The 14,021-nt window shown below is 62.2% G+C and carries 13 protein-coding genes; 4 read left to right on the top strand and 9 right to left on the bottom strand.

Annotated elements, in window-relative coordinates:
- Positions 1 to 87 precede the first annotated feature (87 nt).
- The 4 genes from FHT75_RS24215 to FHT75_RS24200 all read left to right on the top strand — a co-directional run bounded on the left by FHT75_RS24215 (position 88) and on the right by FHT75_RS24200 (position 4,097).
- Entirely contained in the window at positions 88 to 1,293 is a 1,206-nt protein-coding gene (locus FHT75_RS24215) for a multidrug effflux MFS transporter (protein WP_183845016.1), read from the top strand.
- Between the two features lie 35 nt (positions 1,294 to 1,328).
- Positions 1,329 to 2,609 (top strand): multidrug effflux MFS transporter, encoded by a 1,281-nt coding sequence (locus tag FHT75_RS24210; RefSeq protein WP_028758066.1) that lies wholly within the window; start codon positions 1,329 to 1,331, stop codon positions 2,607 to 2,609.
- 101 nt (positions 2,610 to 2,710) lie between these two features.
- Positions 2,711 to 3,550: an acyl-CoA thioester hydrolase/BAAT C-terminal domain-containing protein gene (locus FHT75_RS24205; protein ID WP_063475224.1), complete on the top strand. Its 840-nt coding sequence runs from the start codon at positions 2,711 to 2,713 to the stop codon at positions 3,548 to 3,550.
- A 73-nt stretch (positions 3,551 to 3,623) separates the two neighbouring features.
- Positions 3,624 to 4,097, top strand: a complete 474-nt coding sequence (locus FHT75_RS24200; protein WP_063475254.1) for a GNAT family N-acetyltransferase — start codon at positions 3,624 to 3,626, stop codon at positions 4,095 to 4,097.
- A gap of 22 nt (positions 4,098 to 4,119) precedes the next feature.
- Here FHT75_RS24200 and FHT75_RS24195 read toward each other — a convergent pair whose 3' ends face one another.
- The 9 genes from FHT75_RS24195 to FHT75_RS24155 form a co-directional block, all read right to left on the bottom strand.
- Entirely contained in the window at positions 4,120 to 4,944 is an 825-nt protein-coding gene (locus FHT75_RS24195; protein ID WP_063475223.1) for an inositol monophosphatase family protein, read from the bottom strand.
- A 41-nt stretch (positions 4,945 to 4,985) separates the two neighbouring features.
- The gene (locus FHT75_RS24190; protein WP_028756384.1) at positions 4,986 to 5,813 is read right to left on the bottom strand and encodes an inositol monophosphatase family protein; all 828 of its coding nucleotides are present in this window, start codon (positions 5,811 to 5,813) and stop codon (positions 4,986 to 4,988) included.
- A gap of 46 nt (positions 5,814 to 5,859) precedes the next feature.
- Entirely contained in the window at positions 5,860 to 6,729 is an 870-nt protein-coding gene (gene ttcA, locus FHT75_RS24185; RefSeq protein ID WP_028756385.1) for a tRNA 2-thiocytidine(32) synthetase TtcA, read from the bottom strand.
- Between the two features lie 60 nt (positions 6,730 to 6,789).
- On the bottom strand, positions 6,790 to 7,719 hold the full coding sequence (locus FHT75_RS24180; protein ID WP_028758072.1) for a glutaminase: 930 nt from the start codon (positions 7,717 to 7,719) through the stop codon (positions 6,790 to 6,792).
- Positions 7,720 to 7,821: 102 nt separating this feature from the next.
- Entirely contained in the window at positions 7,822 to 8,439 is a 618-nt protein-coding gene (rpsD, locus tag FHT75_RS24175) for a 30S ribosomal protein S4 (RefSeq protein WP_004676212.1), read from the bottom strand.
- Between the two features lie 224 nt (positions 8,440 to 8,663).
- Positions 8,664 to 10,178, bottom strand: coding sequence for an ATP-binding protein (locus FHT75_RS24170; protein WP_028756202.1), 1,515 nt, complete (start codon positions 10,176 to 10,178; stop codon positions 8,664 to 8,666).
- Positions 10,179 to 10,357: 179 nt separating this feature from the next.
- On the bottom strand, positions 10,358 to 11,158 hold the full coding sequence (murI, locus tag FHT75_RS24165) for a glutamate racemase (protein WP_028756201.1): 801 nt from the start codon (positions 11,156 to 11,158) through the stop codon (positions 10,358 to 10,360).
- Complete coding sequence (locus tag FHT75_RS24160; RefSeq protein WP_028756200.1) at positions 11,139 to 11,969, bottom strand: RNA methyltransferase; 831 nt, start codon at positions 11,967 to 11,969, stop codon at positions 11,139 to 11,141. Before FHT75_RS24160 ends, murI begins: the two co-directional genes overlap by 20 nt.
- Positions 11,970 to 11,973: 4 nt before the next feature.
- Positions 11,974 to 14,013, bottom strand: coding sequence for an FUSC family protein (locus FHT75_RS24155; RefSeq protein ID WP_097622383.1), 2,040 nt, complete (start codon positions 14,011 to 14,013; stop codon positions 11,974 to 11,976).
- Between the last annotated feature and the right edge of the window lie 8 nt (positions 14,014 to 14,021).

Genomic DNA, 14,021 nt, shown 5'->3' with positions numbered 1-14,021 from the left:
GCGCTGCGGCTAGCAGCGCCTTGACCTGTTTATGGGAATTTCATTGTGACAGATTCATCACAAGCCGTGTCCGCGGGCCGCCTGCCCATGGGCAAGCGAGAATTCATCGCGCTTGCTGCCTTCCTGATGGCCGTCAATTCGCTGGCGATCGATATCATGCTGCCGGCCTTGCAGCAGATCGGCGCGAGCCTCGGCGTCGAGAGCGAAAATCATCGTCAGTTCGTCGTCTCCACCTACCTGCTCGGCTTCGGCTGCGCCCAGTTGTTTTACGGTCCGCTCTCCGACCGTTTCGGCCGCCGCACGCCGCTTCTAATCGGCCTCGTCATCTATATCCTGTCCGCCATCAGTATCGTCTTCGTTCCGTCCTTTGCTGGCTTGCTCGCCCTGCGCTTCATCCAGGGCGTCGGCTCCGCCGCAACCCGCGTCATCACCGTCTCCATCGTTCGCGATATCTATGGCGGCCGGCAGATGGCCGAAGTCATGTCGCTGATCATGATGGTTTTCATGATCGTGCCAGTGATTGCGCCCGGCACCGGTCAGATCGTCATGTTCTTCGGTAACTGGCACCTGATCTTCCTGTTCATCGCCGCGATGGCGATTGCTATCGCCGTCTGGGCCTATCTCCGTCTGCCGGAAACCCTGCATCCCGGCAATGTCCGCCCCTTTACCGCCCGCTCGGTCTTCGGAGCCTTCAAGCTGGTGCTGACCAATCGCGTGGCGCTCTGCTACACCATCGCCAGCACCTTCATCTTCGGCGCGCTGTTCGGCTTCATCAATTCCGCCCAGCAGATCTATGTCGGCATCTACGATCTCGGCGTCTATTTTCCCTTCGCCTTCGCCGGCGTGGCGATCTTCATGTCTTTGTCGTCCTTCTTCAATTCCCGCTTCGTCGGCAAGCTCGGCATGCGCCGCCTGTCGCACGGCTCGCTGCTCGGCTTCATTGCCATCAACACCATCTGGCTGATCGTCCAGATGGCCAGCACCGAGCCGATGCCGTTTGCCCTGTTCATCTCCTTCTTCGGCCTTGCCATGTTCCAGTTTGGCTGGATCGGCTCGAACTTCAATTCGCTCGCCATGGAACCGCTCGGCCACGTCGCCGGCACCGCCTCCTCCGTCCTCGGCTTCATGAGCACGGTCGGCGGCGCCATCATCGGCGCCGGCATCGGCCAGGCCTTCGACGGCACGGCACTGCCGATGGTCGCCGGTTATTTCGCCGTGTCGATCGTCGGCCTGGTCTTCGTGCTGATCGCCGAGAAGGGCCGCCTCTTCCAATCGCAGAACCCAGCCGTCTGAACGGCCGGCCTCATTCGCATCCGGGATTTCACCACATGACGCCGCCGCATAAACCGCACCAGGAAAACCAAGGCTCTCGCCGCATCGGCATGGGCTTTGGCGAATTCGTCGTCACCATCGCCATCATGACCGCCAGCGTCGCCATGGCGATCGACAGCATGCTGCCGGCATTGCCCAATATCGGCCATTCCCTCGGCGTCACCAATACCAACGACGCGCAGCTGATCATCGGCGTGTTCTTCTTAGGCTTCGGCGTCTCACAGATATTCTTCGGCAGCCTTTCGGATACGTTCGGCCGCCGCAACATCCTGCTCGGCGGCCTGGCCTGCTATATTGTCGGAATGTTTGCCGCCGCAGCGACCGGCAGTTTCGAAATGCTGCTCGTCATGCGTTTCGTCCAGGGCATCGGCGGTGCGGCCGTGCGCATCACCACCATGGCCATCGTCCGCGACTGCTTCGGCGGCCGCGAAATGGCGCGCGTCATGTCTTATGTCATGATCGTCTTCATGATCGTGCCGATCGTTGCGCCTTCCGTCGGCCAGCTCATCATCCTCTATGCCAACTGGCACTGGATCTTCATCCTGCTCGGCATCATCGCCGCCATCCTGTTCGTCTGGGCTCTTCTGCGGTTGAAGGAATCGCTGCCGCCGGAAGAGCGGCTGCCGCTGTCGGTTGCCTCTGTCGGGGATGGCTTCAAGACCGTGCTCACGAACCGTATCACCTGCGGCTACATGATCGGCCTCACCATGTTCACCGGCGTCATCAGCGCCTATGTGATCTCGGTGCAGCAGGTCTTCGGTGAAGTCTATGGCCTTGGCGACTGGTTGCCGATCGCCTTTGCGGCCACCGCAGGCGGCATCGCCGTCGCCAATTTCGCCAACGGCTTCTTCGTGCGCAAATTCGGCATGCGTCGCATCTCGCACGCCGCCCTGCTGATTTTCACGGCACTGTCGGCTGTCGGCTTCTTCTATTCGCTGGCTGGCAAGCCGGATTTCGCCATCGCCTACGGCATCTTCACCATCGTGCTGATGATGTTTGCCCTGATCGCCACCAATTTCACCGCCATCAGCCTCGAGCCGATGGGCAATCTCGCGGGCACGGCCACCGCCATCACCGGTTTCGTCTCGACGACCTTCGGCGCCATCCTCGGCGGCCTGGTCGGTCAGATGTTCAACGGCACGGTGCAGCCGCTCTTCGGCGGCTTCGCGCTCTTCGGCGCGGTGACGATCGCAGCCACCCTTTGGGCGGAGAACGGCAAGCTCTTCACCCACCCCGGCGACAGCCCGCAGCTCGATCCGGGTGCGGCCCACTTTTGAAATGCGAGCTGCTGGGTGGTTCGGTCCCGGCGGCATTGCATTTAAATAACAAACTCGGCACGTTCCTAAATCTGGATGCCCTTGGAACAAGGAGCTCAGTTTTGGATGTAGAATATCAACATCTCCCCCCGCCATTGCAGGGTGGGATATTTCAAGCCAAAACAAATACCGCCACTGGCGTTGTGGTACTCGGTGGCTCCAGTGGTCGGGTCGATGTGGCCCGTGCCAGGTTGTGTGCCAGCCAAGGGGCAACGGTAATCGCGCTTCGGTGGTTCGGCGGCGAAGGCCAGGTGCCAGGTATTTGCGAGGTGCCGCTGGAAATCTTCTTCGCCGCCACCGATTATTTGATGGAGCTCGGCTGCAGACGTATCGTCTTGGTGGGGACATCGAAAGGCGCCGAAGCCGCGCTGCTCACGGCGGTATATGATCCACGCATCAGCGCCGTCATCGCAATGAGCCCTTCTTCGGTTGTATGGGGAAATATTGGTCCGGGGCTTGACGGCATCAGCTGGCCGGAACGCTCATCCTGGACGTTGCGAGGGACACCGCTTCCCTTTGTATCGTCCGACCCCGAATGGGTGCAGGAATACCGAGACGGGCTCGTTGCCTACCGGGGCCTGTTCGAACGATGTCTTCAAGTGCACGAGTCTGAGATCGAGCCAGCAACTATCCCTTTGGAGAAAACAACTGCCGAAATTCTGCTTGTGGCAGGAGGCGATGATGCGCTTTGGCCGTCAGACGAATTTGCCGCAGCAATTGTTCGCCGGCGCGCAGCTTCGGGCCTATTCACCCAGCTTGTGTTGGGAGAAGATGCGGGCCATCGCATTTTGCTGCCGGGGGAAACGACTCCCCGATCATCGCTGCGTGCTCACGGTGGAAGTGAGACAGCCGATGCCAAATTGGGACGACTGGCGTGGGAGTACATTCTCGCTGCCCTATAACAGGATAGCAGTAGTCATTTGATCGATGGTTCAAGCCATCGGATTGGTGCGGCAGTGCGCGAAGGCATCCTCTATGGACGACCGAATTCTGATCAGGTCTTACGCGCCCGGCGACGTGGACGCGACGATTGAAATTTTTCTGCGTGCGATTCGAGAGGTCTCGTCGAAAGACTACTCACCCGCTCAGATCCAGGCTTGGGCGAAGGTGGAAGATCGCGGACTATGGGCAGAGCGAAGGAAAAGCAGGCCTGCCTGGATCGCAGAATTTGACGGACAGCCTGTTGGGTTTTCCGACCTGACCGGCGACGGGTGCCTGGACATGATGTTTGTGCATCCCGAATTTCAAGGGCTTGGAATAGCAAGCCGGCTGTTGAGCAGGATCGAGGACGAAGCTCTGAAACTGGGGTTCAGCCGAATTTATACCGAAGCCAGCCGAACTGCCCGGCCGTTTTTTGCGCGAAAAGGCTTCCGCGTCATAACGAAGCAAATCGTCGAGAAACGTGGGCAAAGCCTGGAAAACTTTCTCATGGAAAAGTTCTACGGATAACAGGCGGCAGTCGGACCGCTTTTCAGACCGTGAAAACCTCACGCCGTAGCACGTTCCACGAGGCCTTGTCGGGCGCAATCAGCAGACCGCCGTCGAGGTGATGCGGCTGGTAGGGCGAGCCGTCGAAGCGCGCCGCATAGGCACCGGCCTCCTGCGAGATCAGCGTGCCGGCAAGATGATCCCAGGGCATCAGCTTGTTGTACATCAGGTAATGCACATGGCCGCCGGCAAAGGTGCGGTATTCTTGGGCCGCACAGCGGTAATTGGTGAGGAAACGCACCTTGGCCAGATTGCCGAGAATCTCCGCCCGCTTCTCCTGCGGCAGGTAGCCGGTCGAGGCCATGCCGACCATCTGGTCGAGCGCAACCGGGTCTGCAACCGCGAGCCGCTGCGCTTCGCCATCCGGCCGGCGCAGCCAGGCGCCGCCGCCTTTTTCCGCCATCACCCAGTCGTCGCCCATCGGATCGTAGATGATACCGGCAACCGTCTCGCCGGCCGAGACGACAGAGGCCATGACGCCGAAAGCCGGAATACCGGAGGCGAAGTTGAACGTACCGTCGACCGGATCGACGACGATGGCGAGATCGGCATCTTCGAGCCCGTAGAGCAAATCAGGCTCGGCCGCGACCGATTCCTCGCCGAGGAACAGCGCACTCGGCCAGAGCCGCTGAGCTTCCGCCTTGATCATCCGCTCGGCCTGTTCATCCGCCTCGGTGACGAGATCGGTCGCCTCGCTCTTCGCGCGCACGTCGCCCTGGCCGAGCCGGCGGAAGCGCGGCAGGATCTCCGCCTTCGCCGCGCGGCGCAGCAGATCGGCAAGAACGGTCACGTCAACGGTCGAAGTCATGTCAAATCCTTTCGGTCCGGCCTTTCGGGAAGGGCCTCACATCAAATGCCGACGATCTCACGTCGGATCAGCTGCCAGCTTTCCCGATCGGGTGCGGAGATGATGCCGCCCGTCGTCTCGCCGGGGCGATAGGGCGTGCCGTCGAATTTCGCCGTATGGCCGCCGGCCTCCTGATGCGCGAGCACGCCGGCCAGGTGGTCCCAGGGCATCAGCTTCGCATGGCCGATGAAGTGCATCTTGCCGGAAGCGACCATCCAATATTCGTAGGCCGAGCAATTGAAGGAGAAGGTCATCCGGATCTTCGCCATGTTGGCGCAGATGCGCGCGCGATCCGGGTCGTCCATGTGGCCCCATGAGAGGCCGCCGACCATCTGGCTCAGGCTAGCAGGCTCGGCCACCTTCAGCTTTGTCGACTGCCCGTCCCGGCGTGTCAGCAACGTGCCGGCACCCTTGATCGCCGTCACGGTATCGCCGAGAACGGGATCGTGAATGATGCCGGCGACCGTTTCGCCCCTGGCCGTCACCGCCAGCATCGTCCCGAAGACGGGAAGCCCGGCGGCGAAATTGAACGTCCCGTCGACAGGGTCGATGACGAAGGCAAGCTCGGCATCGGCAAGGGCCGGCACGACGGACCGATCGGCATCATAAGCCTCTTCGCCAACGATGAGTGCTTGAGGAAAGCGCTCCCTTAGCGCCGCGGTGATCCTGTGTTCGGCATGCAGATCCGCCTGTGTCACCAGATCGATTGCCGAAGTCTTTTCCGAAACATCGGCATCGGCGAGATTGCGGAAACGCGGCATGATCTCGGCACGCGCCGCCTCCCGGATGCAATCACCAAGAAAGAGAATGTCCTTGTCAGAAATAGTCATGCGAAATCCTGTCCGTCATACATGAGCCGCCTGCTTAGCCGGCCATTCATGACGGGTCGGTGACAGCAAGGGTGGAAAAGTCGAAGAGTTTCGGATCGAGCAGATGTGAAGGGTTCACATGCGAAAGCGCCCGCAGCATCGTGTCCTTGCGTCCCGGCATGCGCTGTTCGATATCGGCGAGCATATCCTTCATCGCATTGCGCTGCAGCCCGTCCTGCGAGCCGCACAGATCGCAGGGGATGATCGGAAACTGCATCGCGACAGCGAATTTCGCGAGGTCTTCCTCAGCGGCATAGGCAAGCGGCCGGAGCACCATCAGGTCGCCCTCGTCGTTCAGAAGCTTGGCCGGCATCGAGGCGAGCCGCCCGCCATGGAAGAAATTCATGAAGAAGGTTTCGAGAATGTCTTCGCGGTGGTGACCGAGCACCAGCGCATCGCAGCCCTCTTCCCGCGCGACGCGGTAGAGATTGCCGCGCCGCAGCCGCGAACAGAGTGAGCAGTAGGTGGCGCCTTCCGGCACCTTCTCCTTCACGATCGAATAGGTATCGCGATACTCGATCCGATGCCGAACGCCGATCTTTTTCAGATAATCCGGCAGCACGTGCTTCGGGAAATTCGGCTGTCCCTGATCGAGATTGCAGGCGATGAGCTCCACCGGCAGCAAGCCGCGCCATTTGAGATCGAGCAGCAAGGCCAGCAGCCCGTAGGAATCCTTGCCGCCGGAAAGGCCGACCAGCCAGCGCTTCTGGCCCTTCAGCATGTCGAAATCGTCGAAGGCCTGGCGCACCTGCCGCAGCAAGCGCTTGCGCAGCTTGTTGAAGGAGACGGAACGCGGCGCATCGGCAAACAGCGCATGGCCGCCGGTGTCGGCCTCGCCACTCTCCAACTCATCGGCGATATTGGCTGCGATATTCATTGCTTCGTCCTACAGAAATTCCACACTTGCTCTAGCAGAAACCCGTCTGGCAACACAGCGTCAATCGCCGAAAACCGACCAGCCGGTGCGGGCCGCGAGCATTTCCAGCGCCGCGGCGCCGAGTTGCGAATTACCGACCTTGTTCAGCCCCGGCGACCACACCGCGATCGAAGCAATGCCGGGCGCCACAGCGAAGATGCCGCCGCCGACACCGCTCTTGCCGGGCAGGCCGACATGATAGGCGAAGTCACCCGAGCCATCGTAATGGCCGCAGGTCAACATCAGCGCATTGATGCGCCGCGCCCGCTTCGGCGAGACCACCGAATGGCCGGTCGTCGGATTGCTGCCGCGCGCCGCCAGGAACAGCCCGGCGCGGGCGAGCTGCTCACAAGTCATCGACAGCGCGCATTGATGGAAATAAACGCCGAGCACATGATCGACGGGATGGTCGAGATTGCGATAGGCGCGCATGAAGTTGGCGAGCGCGAAATTGCGATAGCCCGTCTGCGTCTCCGAACGCGCCACCTTGTCGTCGATGGTGATCGACTCGTCATCGGCGAGATAACGCACGAAGCGCAGCAGCTCGCCGATTGCCTCGCGCGGCGCATGGCCGGCCATGACGACGTCGCTGACGGCGATCGCGCCGGCATTGATGAAGGGATTGCGCGGGATGCCGCTCTCGTGCTCGAGCTGGACGATCGAGTTGAAAGCCGATCCCGAGGGCTCGCGCCCGACCCGCTTCCACAGTCCCTCGCCGACCTTGCCGAGCGCCAGCGTCAGCATGAACACCTTCGATATGCTCTGGATCGAAAAGGCAGTATCGGCATCGCCGACACGGTAAACCTTGCCGTCGACGGTGACGATCGCCATGCCGAACTGCTTCGGATCGACCTTGGCGAGCTCGGGAATATAGTCCGCGACCTTGCCCTCGCCGATCCGCGGCTGGATATCGGCGTAGATGCTATCGAGGGTCGCCTGCAAATCTGCCATCGCTTCTCTCCAGATCGCAAAAAAGCCGCTCGAAAGAGCGGCTTTCCATATATCGGCGCATGCTGTTGTCTCGCAATCGGTTTCGACTGCGAGACGAAGGCATTAACGCGAATAGAATTCGACGACCAGATGCGGTTCCATGACGACCGGGAACGGAACGTCGCTGAGCGTCGGAACGCGGCCGAAGGTTGCGACCATCTTGTTGTGATCGACTTCGATATAGTCGGGAACGTCGCGCTCTGCGAGGCTGACGGCTTCCAGAACGGTCACCAGCTGCTTCGACTTTTCGCGAACTTCGATGACGTCGCCGGCCTTGCAACGGTAGGAACCGATGTTGACGCGAACGCCGTTGACGGTGACGTGGCCATGGTTGACGAACTGACGGGCAGCAAAGACCGTCGGGACGAACTTGGCGCGATAGACGATGGCGTCCAGACGCGATTCCAACAGGCCGATCAGGTTTTCAGAGGTGTCGCCCTTGCGGCGATCAGCTTCGGCGAAGATCGCGCGGAACTGCTTTTCGCGCAGGTCGCCGTAGTAGCCCTTGAGCTTCTGCTTGGCGCGCAGCTGCACACCGAAGTCCGAAAGCTTGCCCTTGCGGCGCTGGCCGTGCTGGCCCGGGCCGTATTCGCGGCGGTTCACCGGGGACTTCGGACGGCCCCAGATATTTTCGCCCATACGGCGGTCAATTTTGTACTTGGACGATTCGCGCTTGCTCATCGTATTTCCTTTCAAAGGTTTATGACGATTTGTTACCAAACCGCACGAAGGAAACACGCCCTCCTCTGATCTCTGCCGAGATCTGACAGGATGTTTCGGTTAGCGAACAGAAACGATCCACGGGACATGTCAAATGAAACACCGGGCATTGCTGCCCGGTGCTTGTGGCGGTCTTTAGAGGGCCGTCATGAAAATGTCAACAGCGGCACAGCCTGAACGCGCCACTATTCTGCCGCCAACGGCTGGTCGCCGCCTGTATCAGGCGCGTTGGCGTCGCCAGGTGCGGTCTGGCAGTTCATATCGGGAAAAGCGACGATGCGCTTGCCAGAGAAATCCGTGTGCACGACGACAATACCCTGCTCCTCGAAATAGCCAAGCAGGCGGCGGGCGCGGCGGGCGGAATGGGTGCCGTAGGCGCGGGCGATCCGGGCGTCCGACGGGCACGGTTCGCCGCAGACGGCGGCCTTGGCGAGCATCAGGAAGACACCCTGCAGATCGTCGGTGACGCCTGACGACAGCGACAGCGCCGTTGCCCAGGCATCGCTCGCGGCCGTTTCCGCATCAACGCCCGAGCGCGAGATCGCCACGCGCCGGCGGAAATCCGGCAGGGCGATCGGTGGTCCCGGCACACGGCGCATGCGCAGCCGCACGAGAAAATCCTGGTAAAGCACCGAATCGGTGCGGAAACCGGAGGTGGGATCGTCGAGGATTTCGGCAAGCACTCCGGCAAGGCGCTCCTCCCGCTCCTCGGCCGAGACCTCCACCTGGCTCGCCCTCGCCTCGGCAGGTGCGGCCGAGGCTGCCGGCGTCGAGCGCGAGAGTTCGGCGAGAATGTCGGTCGTCGGCCGCGGCGCCGGCGCAGCGCGGCGCATGGGCGGGCGCTGGAATTCTTCCGGATCGGGCGTGAAGATCAGGTCCTCGACATCCTGAGGCGCATCCGGCAGCGGCATCAGCTTCGGGCTGGACGAGCGCGCCGAAGTCTCCACCGCTCCGATCTGGATCGGCAGCGGCCGGCGCGACAGCGCCGGTCCGAGAGCGACGAAATTGCCACGCTTCAGGTCGCGGAACATCTCGGCCTGGCGCCGATCCATCCCGAGCAGGTCGGCGGCGCGCGCCATGTCGATATCGAGGAAGGTGCGGCCCATCAGGAAGTTCGAGGCCTCGGCGGCGACGTTCTTGGCGAGCTTGGCCAGCCGCTGCGTCGCGATCACGCCGGCAAGACCACGCTTGCGTCCGCGGCACATCAGGTTAGTCATCGCGCCAAGTGACATCTTGCGCGCATCTTCCGAGACATCGCCGCCGACCGACGGCGCAAACATCTGCGCCTCATCGACGACGACGAGAACCGGATACCAATATTCGCGATCGGCATCGAACATGCCATTGAGGAAAGCGGCGGCAGCGCGCATCTGCTGCTCGATATCGAGGCCTTCGAGCGTCAGCACACAGGAAACGCGATGCTGACGGATACGGTTGGCAATGCCCGCCAATTCCGCCTCGGTCCGTTCACCGTCGACGACGACATGGCCGAACCTGTCGCTGAGCGTGACGAAATCACCTTCAGGATCGATGATGACCTGCTGCACCCATTGCGCCGATTGCTCGAGCAGGCGGCGCAGCAGATGCGACTTGCCCGATCCGGAATTGCCCTGCACGAGCAGACGGGTCGCCAGCAGCTCCTCGATATCGAGCGTCGCCGGGCTGCCGGACGCCAATCCCATATCGATGCCAACCTGCAATGCTGATCCTCGCGGCGAAGAGACTCACATGAACGAAGCGCCATTCTTCCGAAACGGCATCGCCCCGTCTATCAAAGAATGCGCTATCTTTCAGGGCCGGATTTCGCCAACCCACAGGACAATTCCCGGCTCACCCGAGAAGAGGATCCATCGCCGCGATCCTACATTCCGTCGCCACGCTACGCCCGCAAGCCGAAGCCCTGCATCAGCCGCCGCGTGGCGAAATCCTGTTGGCCGGAGGTGAAGACCGCGAAGTCGAAATTGTCCGGGTGTACGGCATCGGCGACCAGCGGCACCAGCGTGCGGGCGCGGCGCGCGATCGCCTCGGCGGGGTCGAGCCAGTCGACCGGCCAGGGCGCAAGCCGGCGGAAGAGATTGGCCATGAAAGGATAATGTGTGCAGGCGAGCACGACGATATCGGTTTTCCGACCGTCCTTCTCGACGAAGCATTGGTCGATTTCGCCAAGCACGGCCTCGTCGGAGACGGCGTCACCACGAATATAAGCCTCCGCCATGCGCGCAAGGTTCTCCGAGCCGACGAGGCGGACGTGGCATTGCTGGGCGAAGGACTGGATGAGGTCGCGCGTATAGGCTCGCTTCACGGTGCCGGGAGTGGCGAGCACCGAGACCAGGCCCGACCGCGTGCGCTCCGCCGCCGGCTTGATTGCCGGCACGGTGCCGACGAAGGTCATCTGCGGAAAGGCGGCGCGCAGATCGGCACCAACAAGCGTGAAGGCTGTGTTGCAGGCGATGATGCAGACTTCGGGATCGTGATCCGCCAACAGTTTGCCGAAAAGTCCGATGATCCGCTCCTTCAGCGCCTGCTCCTCCCAGCCGCCATAGGGAAAGCCGGCATCGTCGGCGACATAGATGAAGCCGCGTTCCGGCATCAGCACGCGCGCCTCGCGCAAGACGGTCAGCCCGCCGATGCCGGAATCGAAGAGAAGAATAGGTTTCAGCTCACGCGTCGTCGCTGTCATCGGGCGGTGTTTCCTTGGCCGCTGGCGGGAACCGACCTCCGCGCGGGCTCTTGCGCGAGAAGCGGTCGAGGGAGGAGATGACGCCGCGCAACACGCTGATTTCCTGCTCCGTGAAAGCCCGGCGGGATAAGACAGCGCGCAGATTGTCGACCATTTTCGGCTTTTTCCCGGCAGGATGGAAATAACCGCGGGCATCGAGCGCCTCTTCCAACTGGTCGAACAGGCCGAAAAGCTGTTCCTTGGTCGAAGGCGTCTGCCCCATCGCCTGGAACGGCACGGCGCCGAGATCCTCCATGCCGGATTTCATCCATTCATAGGACATCAGCAGCACGGCCTGGGCAATGTTCAGCGAGGCAAAGGCGGGATTGACGGGAAAGGTGACGATTTCGTCGGCAAGCGCCACCTCCTCGTTGGTCAGCCCCCAGCGCTCGCGCCCGAAGAGGATGCCGGTGCCCTCGCCGGCGCGGAACCTCGCCCGCAGTGTCTCGGCGGCGATGACGGGCGAGCGCACCGGCTTGTAGCCGTCGCGCTCGCGCGCCGTCGTCGCATAGACAAAATTAAGATCGGCAACCGCCTGCTCCAGCGTGTCGTAGACCTTGGTCGCCTCGATCACGTGATCGGCTTTGGAAGCGGTCGCCAGCGCCTTTTCGTTCGGCCAGCCATCGCGTGGATTGACCAGGCGCAGTTCGGCAAGGCCGAAATTCGCCATGGCGCGCGCCACCATGCCGATATTCTCGCCCATCTGCGGCTCGACCAGAATGATGGCCGGGCCTTCGGCCAGAAGTTGACGCTCGCTGTTCGTACCTGCCATGGTCCTATCCCTGTTTCGAGCGCGCAATAGCCTCGCCCGCTGCAAACGGCAAGACGTCTGCAGCGGGATAGAGCCTTTCCAGCGCCGAACCGATCATTTCGAGCCCAAGTTTCGCGCCCTCGCGCGACAGCGGCAGGTGCCGGCCAGTTGTCCGCGACGCCTTGCGCTTGATGAGGAAACAGCTCGAGCCGCGCCGGGCCGCATTGTCGATCAGCGCCAGATCCGCCGCAATCAGCGTCTTCAGATTGTCGTCAGCGGCCGGCGCGTCATAACTCTTCGCCAGGATACGCGCCCAATAGGTGCAGGAGAGGAAGATCGCCAGCGTCTGGCGGATCTGGCCCGGCCGCGTCACCACCGACCAGGACGAGCCGAGCGGCCGCGCCGCCACCGTCACGTCGCGGTAGCAGCCATCGATCTTCTGCGACAACCGGATCAGGTCGAAACCGCTCTTGCCCTCGCCGATCGCGCCAAGCAGCTCGCGCAACGCCTGAAACCAGCGGGCAAGTGCGGCATCGAGCGCCCCGCGCGTGCGCGTGGGGAAGACGATGAAGGCGACCGCCGTTCCGGCCGCCGCCCCGATCATGGTTTCGCCGATGCGCAGCTTCAACAGATCGAGCGTCAGCACGCCGGTCATGCCGTAGACCAGGCAGAGCACGATCGAGATGAAGAAGGTCATCGTCGCATAGGAAACCTGCAGGAAATAGAAGGCGAGAAAGATGCAGACGGCGGCGATCGGAATGGCGATATCAGGCTCGCCCGAAATCAGCGTCGCCAGCACAAGCCCGATGGCGATCCCGAACACGGTGCCGAGCGAACGCGACAGCGCTTTCATCGCCGTATCGCCGCGCGAATTGGTGTTGGTGAAAACGAGGAAGGCGGCAAGCACCGCCCAGAACCAGCGCTCGCGCGAGAGAGCCAGGCCAAAAGCCATGGCAAGCGCTGAGGCGAGCGTGATCTGCAGCGCCGAGCGAAGCAGGGGATTGGCAAAGGAAAAGTCGATCTTCTCAGGCAGCACAGTATCCTTGACGGCGTCGATGCCGGAGCATCCCGAGGTCTGCCCCTCGCCGATCGCCTGTGTCAACTGCTGCCGCGCCTCGCCGAGCCAGAGCAGCGCCCGCACGGTTTCGCCTTGCGGCTGGTCCTTGATGGCTTCGGCCATCTCCGCAAATCTTGCAAGTTCCGTGCTATCGGCCTCGATTACGGCATGGATGAGCGCAAAAGGCGGCGGGCTCTGGAAACTCAGCACGATTGCGCTCTCGGCGGCCAGATGCGCATCGAAGAGCCGGATCGCCAATTCTGCGGCCGGATCGGCGGTGGCATCGAAAACGCCGCCGGACGGGCGCGGGATGAAGGTTTCGGCCATCAGCACCACTTCCTTCAGCCGGTCTTCCAGCTGGCGCAGTTCCTGCCGGTCGGCTTCACCGATCTCGGCGCCGACGGCGAGGGCGGCGAGCTTGAAGAGGATCTGGTTGATCCGGCCGCGCACACTTTCGAGCGAGCGGAGCAGGTCGCGCCGCCAGTCGTCCGGCAACAATACGGCTCTCACCAGATGGCCGACGAGCACGGAGACGACGGGGCCGATCGCCACATCAGGCAGCTCGGCCAGCGGAGGCCGGAAATAGGCGCCCATGAAATAGGAGGTGAAGGCGAACATGCCGATCGCAAAACCGCGCGGCCCGAACACCCGCCCGGCCGATGCGAGCGCGATCACCACCAGGAAGACGAGGTCGGAGAATAAACGGCGATCCTCGAGGCCCGCCGCGATGGCGACGACGCCAAGGCTTGCGACGCAACCGAAGAGCCGCGTCACCAGCTGGCGCGTATTGCCCTTGTCGCGAACGGCCACCCCACCCTCGATCGACAGCACGATGCCGAGGCCGAAAGCCGCCGTCGGCAACGGCAGGATGAACATATGGATGGCGAGAAGGATTAAAAATGAGAAGATGATCGTCAGCGTTACCCGCGAGGCCATGCGCAGGCGCGAAAGCGCCGGATCATTGGCAAGCAGCCAGTCGCGGAACTGAAAACCGGAAAACAAATGCAAAGCCCCTC

Origin of the sequence: Rhizobium sp. BK112 (genome assembly GCF_014193215.1) — a bacterium.
GTDB classification, from domain to species: domain Bacteria; phylum Pseudomonadota; class Alphaproteobacteria; order Rhizobiales; family Rhizobiaceae; genus Rhizobium; species Rhizobium anhuiense.
The sequence above is the reverse complement of the archived record's forward strand: the minus strand, read 5'-3'. Positions and strand labels throughout refer to the sequence as shown.

Excerpts from the sequence above, each read along its gene's own strand:
- FHT75_RS24180 (WP_028758072.1), bottom strand. The coding sequence starts at position 7,719 with ATGGCAGATTTGCAGGCGACCCTCGATAGCATCTACGCCGATATCCAG.
- FHT75_RS24190 (WP_028756384.1), bottom strand. The coding sequence starts at position 5,813 with ATGACTATTTCTGACAAGGACATTCTCTTTCTTGGTGATTGCATCCGG.
- ttcA (WP_028756385.1), bottom strand. The coding sequence starts at position 6,729 with ATGAATATCGCAGCCAATATCGCCGATGAGTTGGAGAGTGGCGAGGCC.
- FHT75_RS24195 (WP_063475223.1), bottom strand. The coding sequence starts at position 4,944 with ATGACTTCGACCGTTGACGTGACCGTTCTTGCCGATCTGCTGCGCCGC.
- FHT75_RS24210 (WP_028758066.1), top strand. The coding sequence starts at position 1,329 with ATGACGCCGCCGCATAAACCGCACCAGGAAAACCAAGGCTCTCGCCGC.
- rpsD (WP_004676212.1), bottom strand. The coding sequence starts at position 8,439 with ATGAGCAAGCGCGAATCGTCCAAGTACAAAATTGACCGCCGTATGGGC.
- FHT75_RS24200 (WP_063475254.1), top strand. The coding sequence starts at position 3,624 with ATGGACGACCGAATTCTGATCAGGTCTTACGCGCCCGGCGACGTGGAC.
- FHT75_RS24215 (WP_183845016.1), top strand. The coding sequence starts at position 88 with ATGGGCAAGCGAGAATTCATCGCGCTTGCTGCCTTCCTGATGGCCGTC.
- murI (WP_028756201.1), bottom strand. The coding sequence starts at position 11,158 with ATGACAGCGACGACGCGTGAGCTGAAACCTATTCTTCTCTTCGATTCC.
- FHT75_RS24160 (WP_028756200.1), bottom strand. The coding sequence starts at position 11,969 with ATGGCAGGTACGAACAGCGAGCGTCAACTTCTGGCCGAAGGCCCGGCC.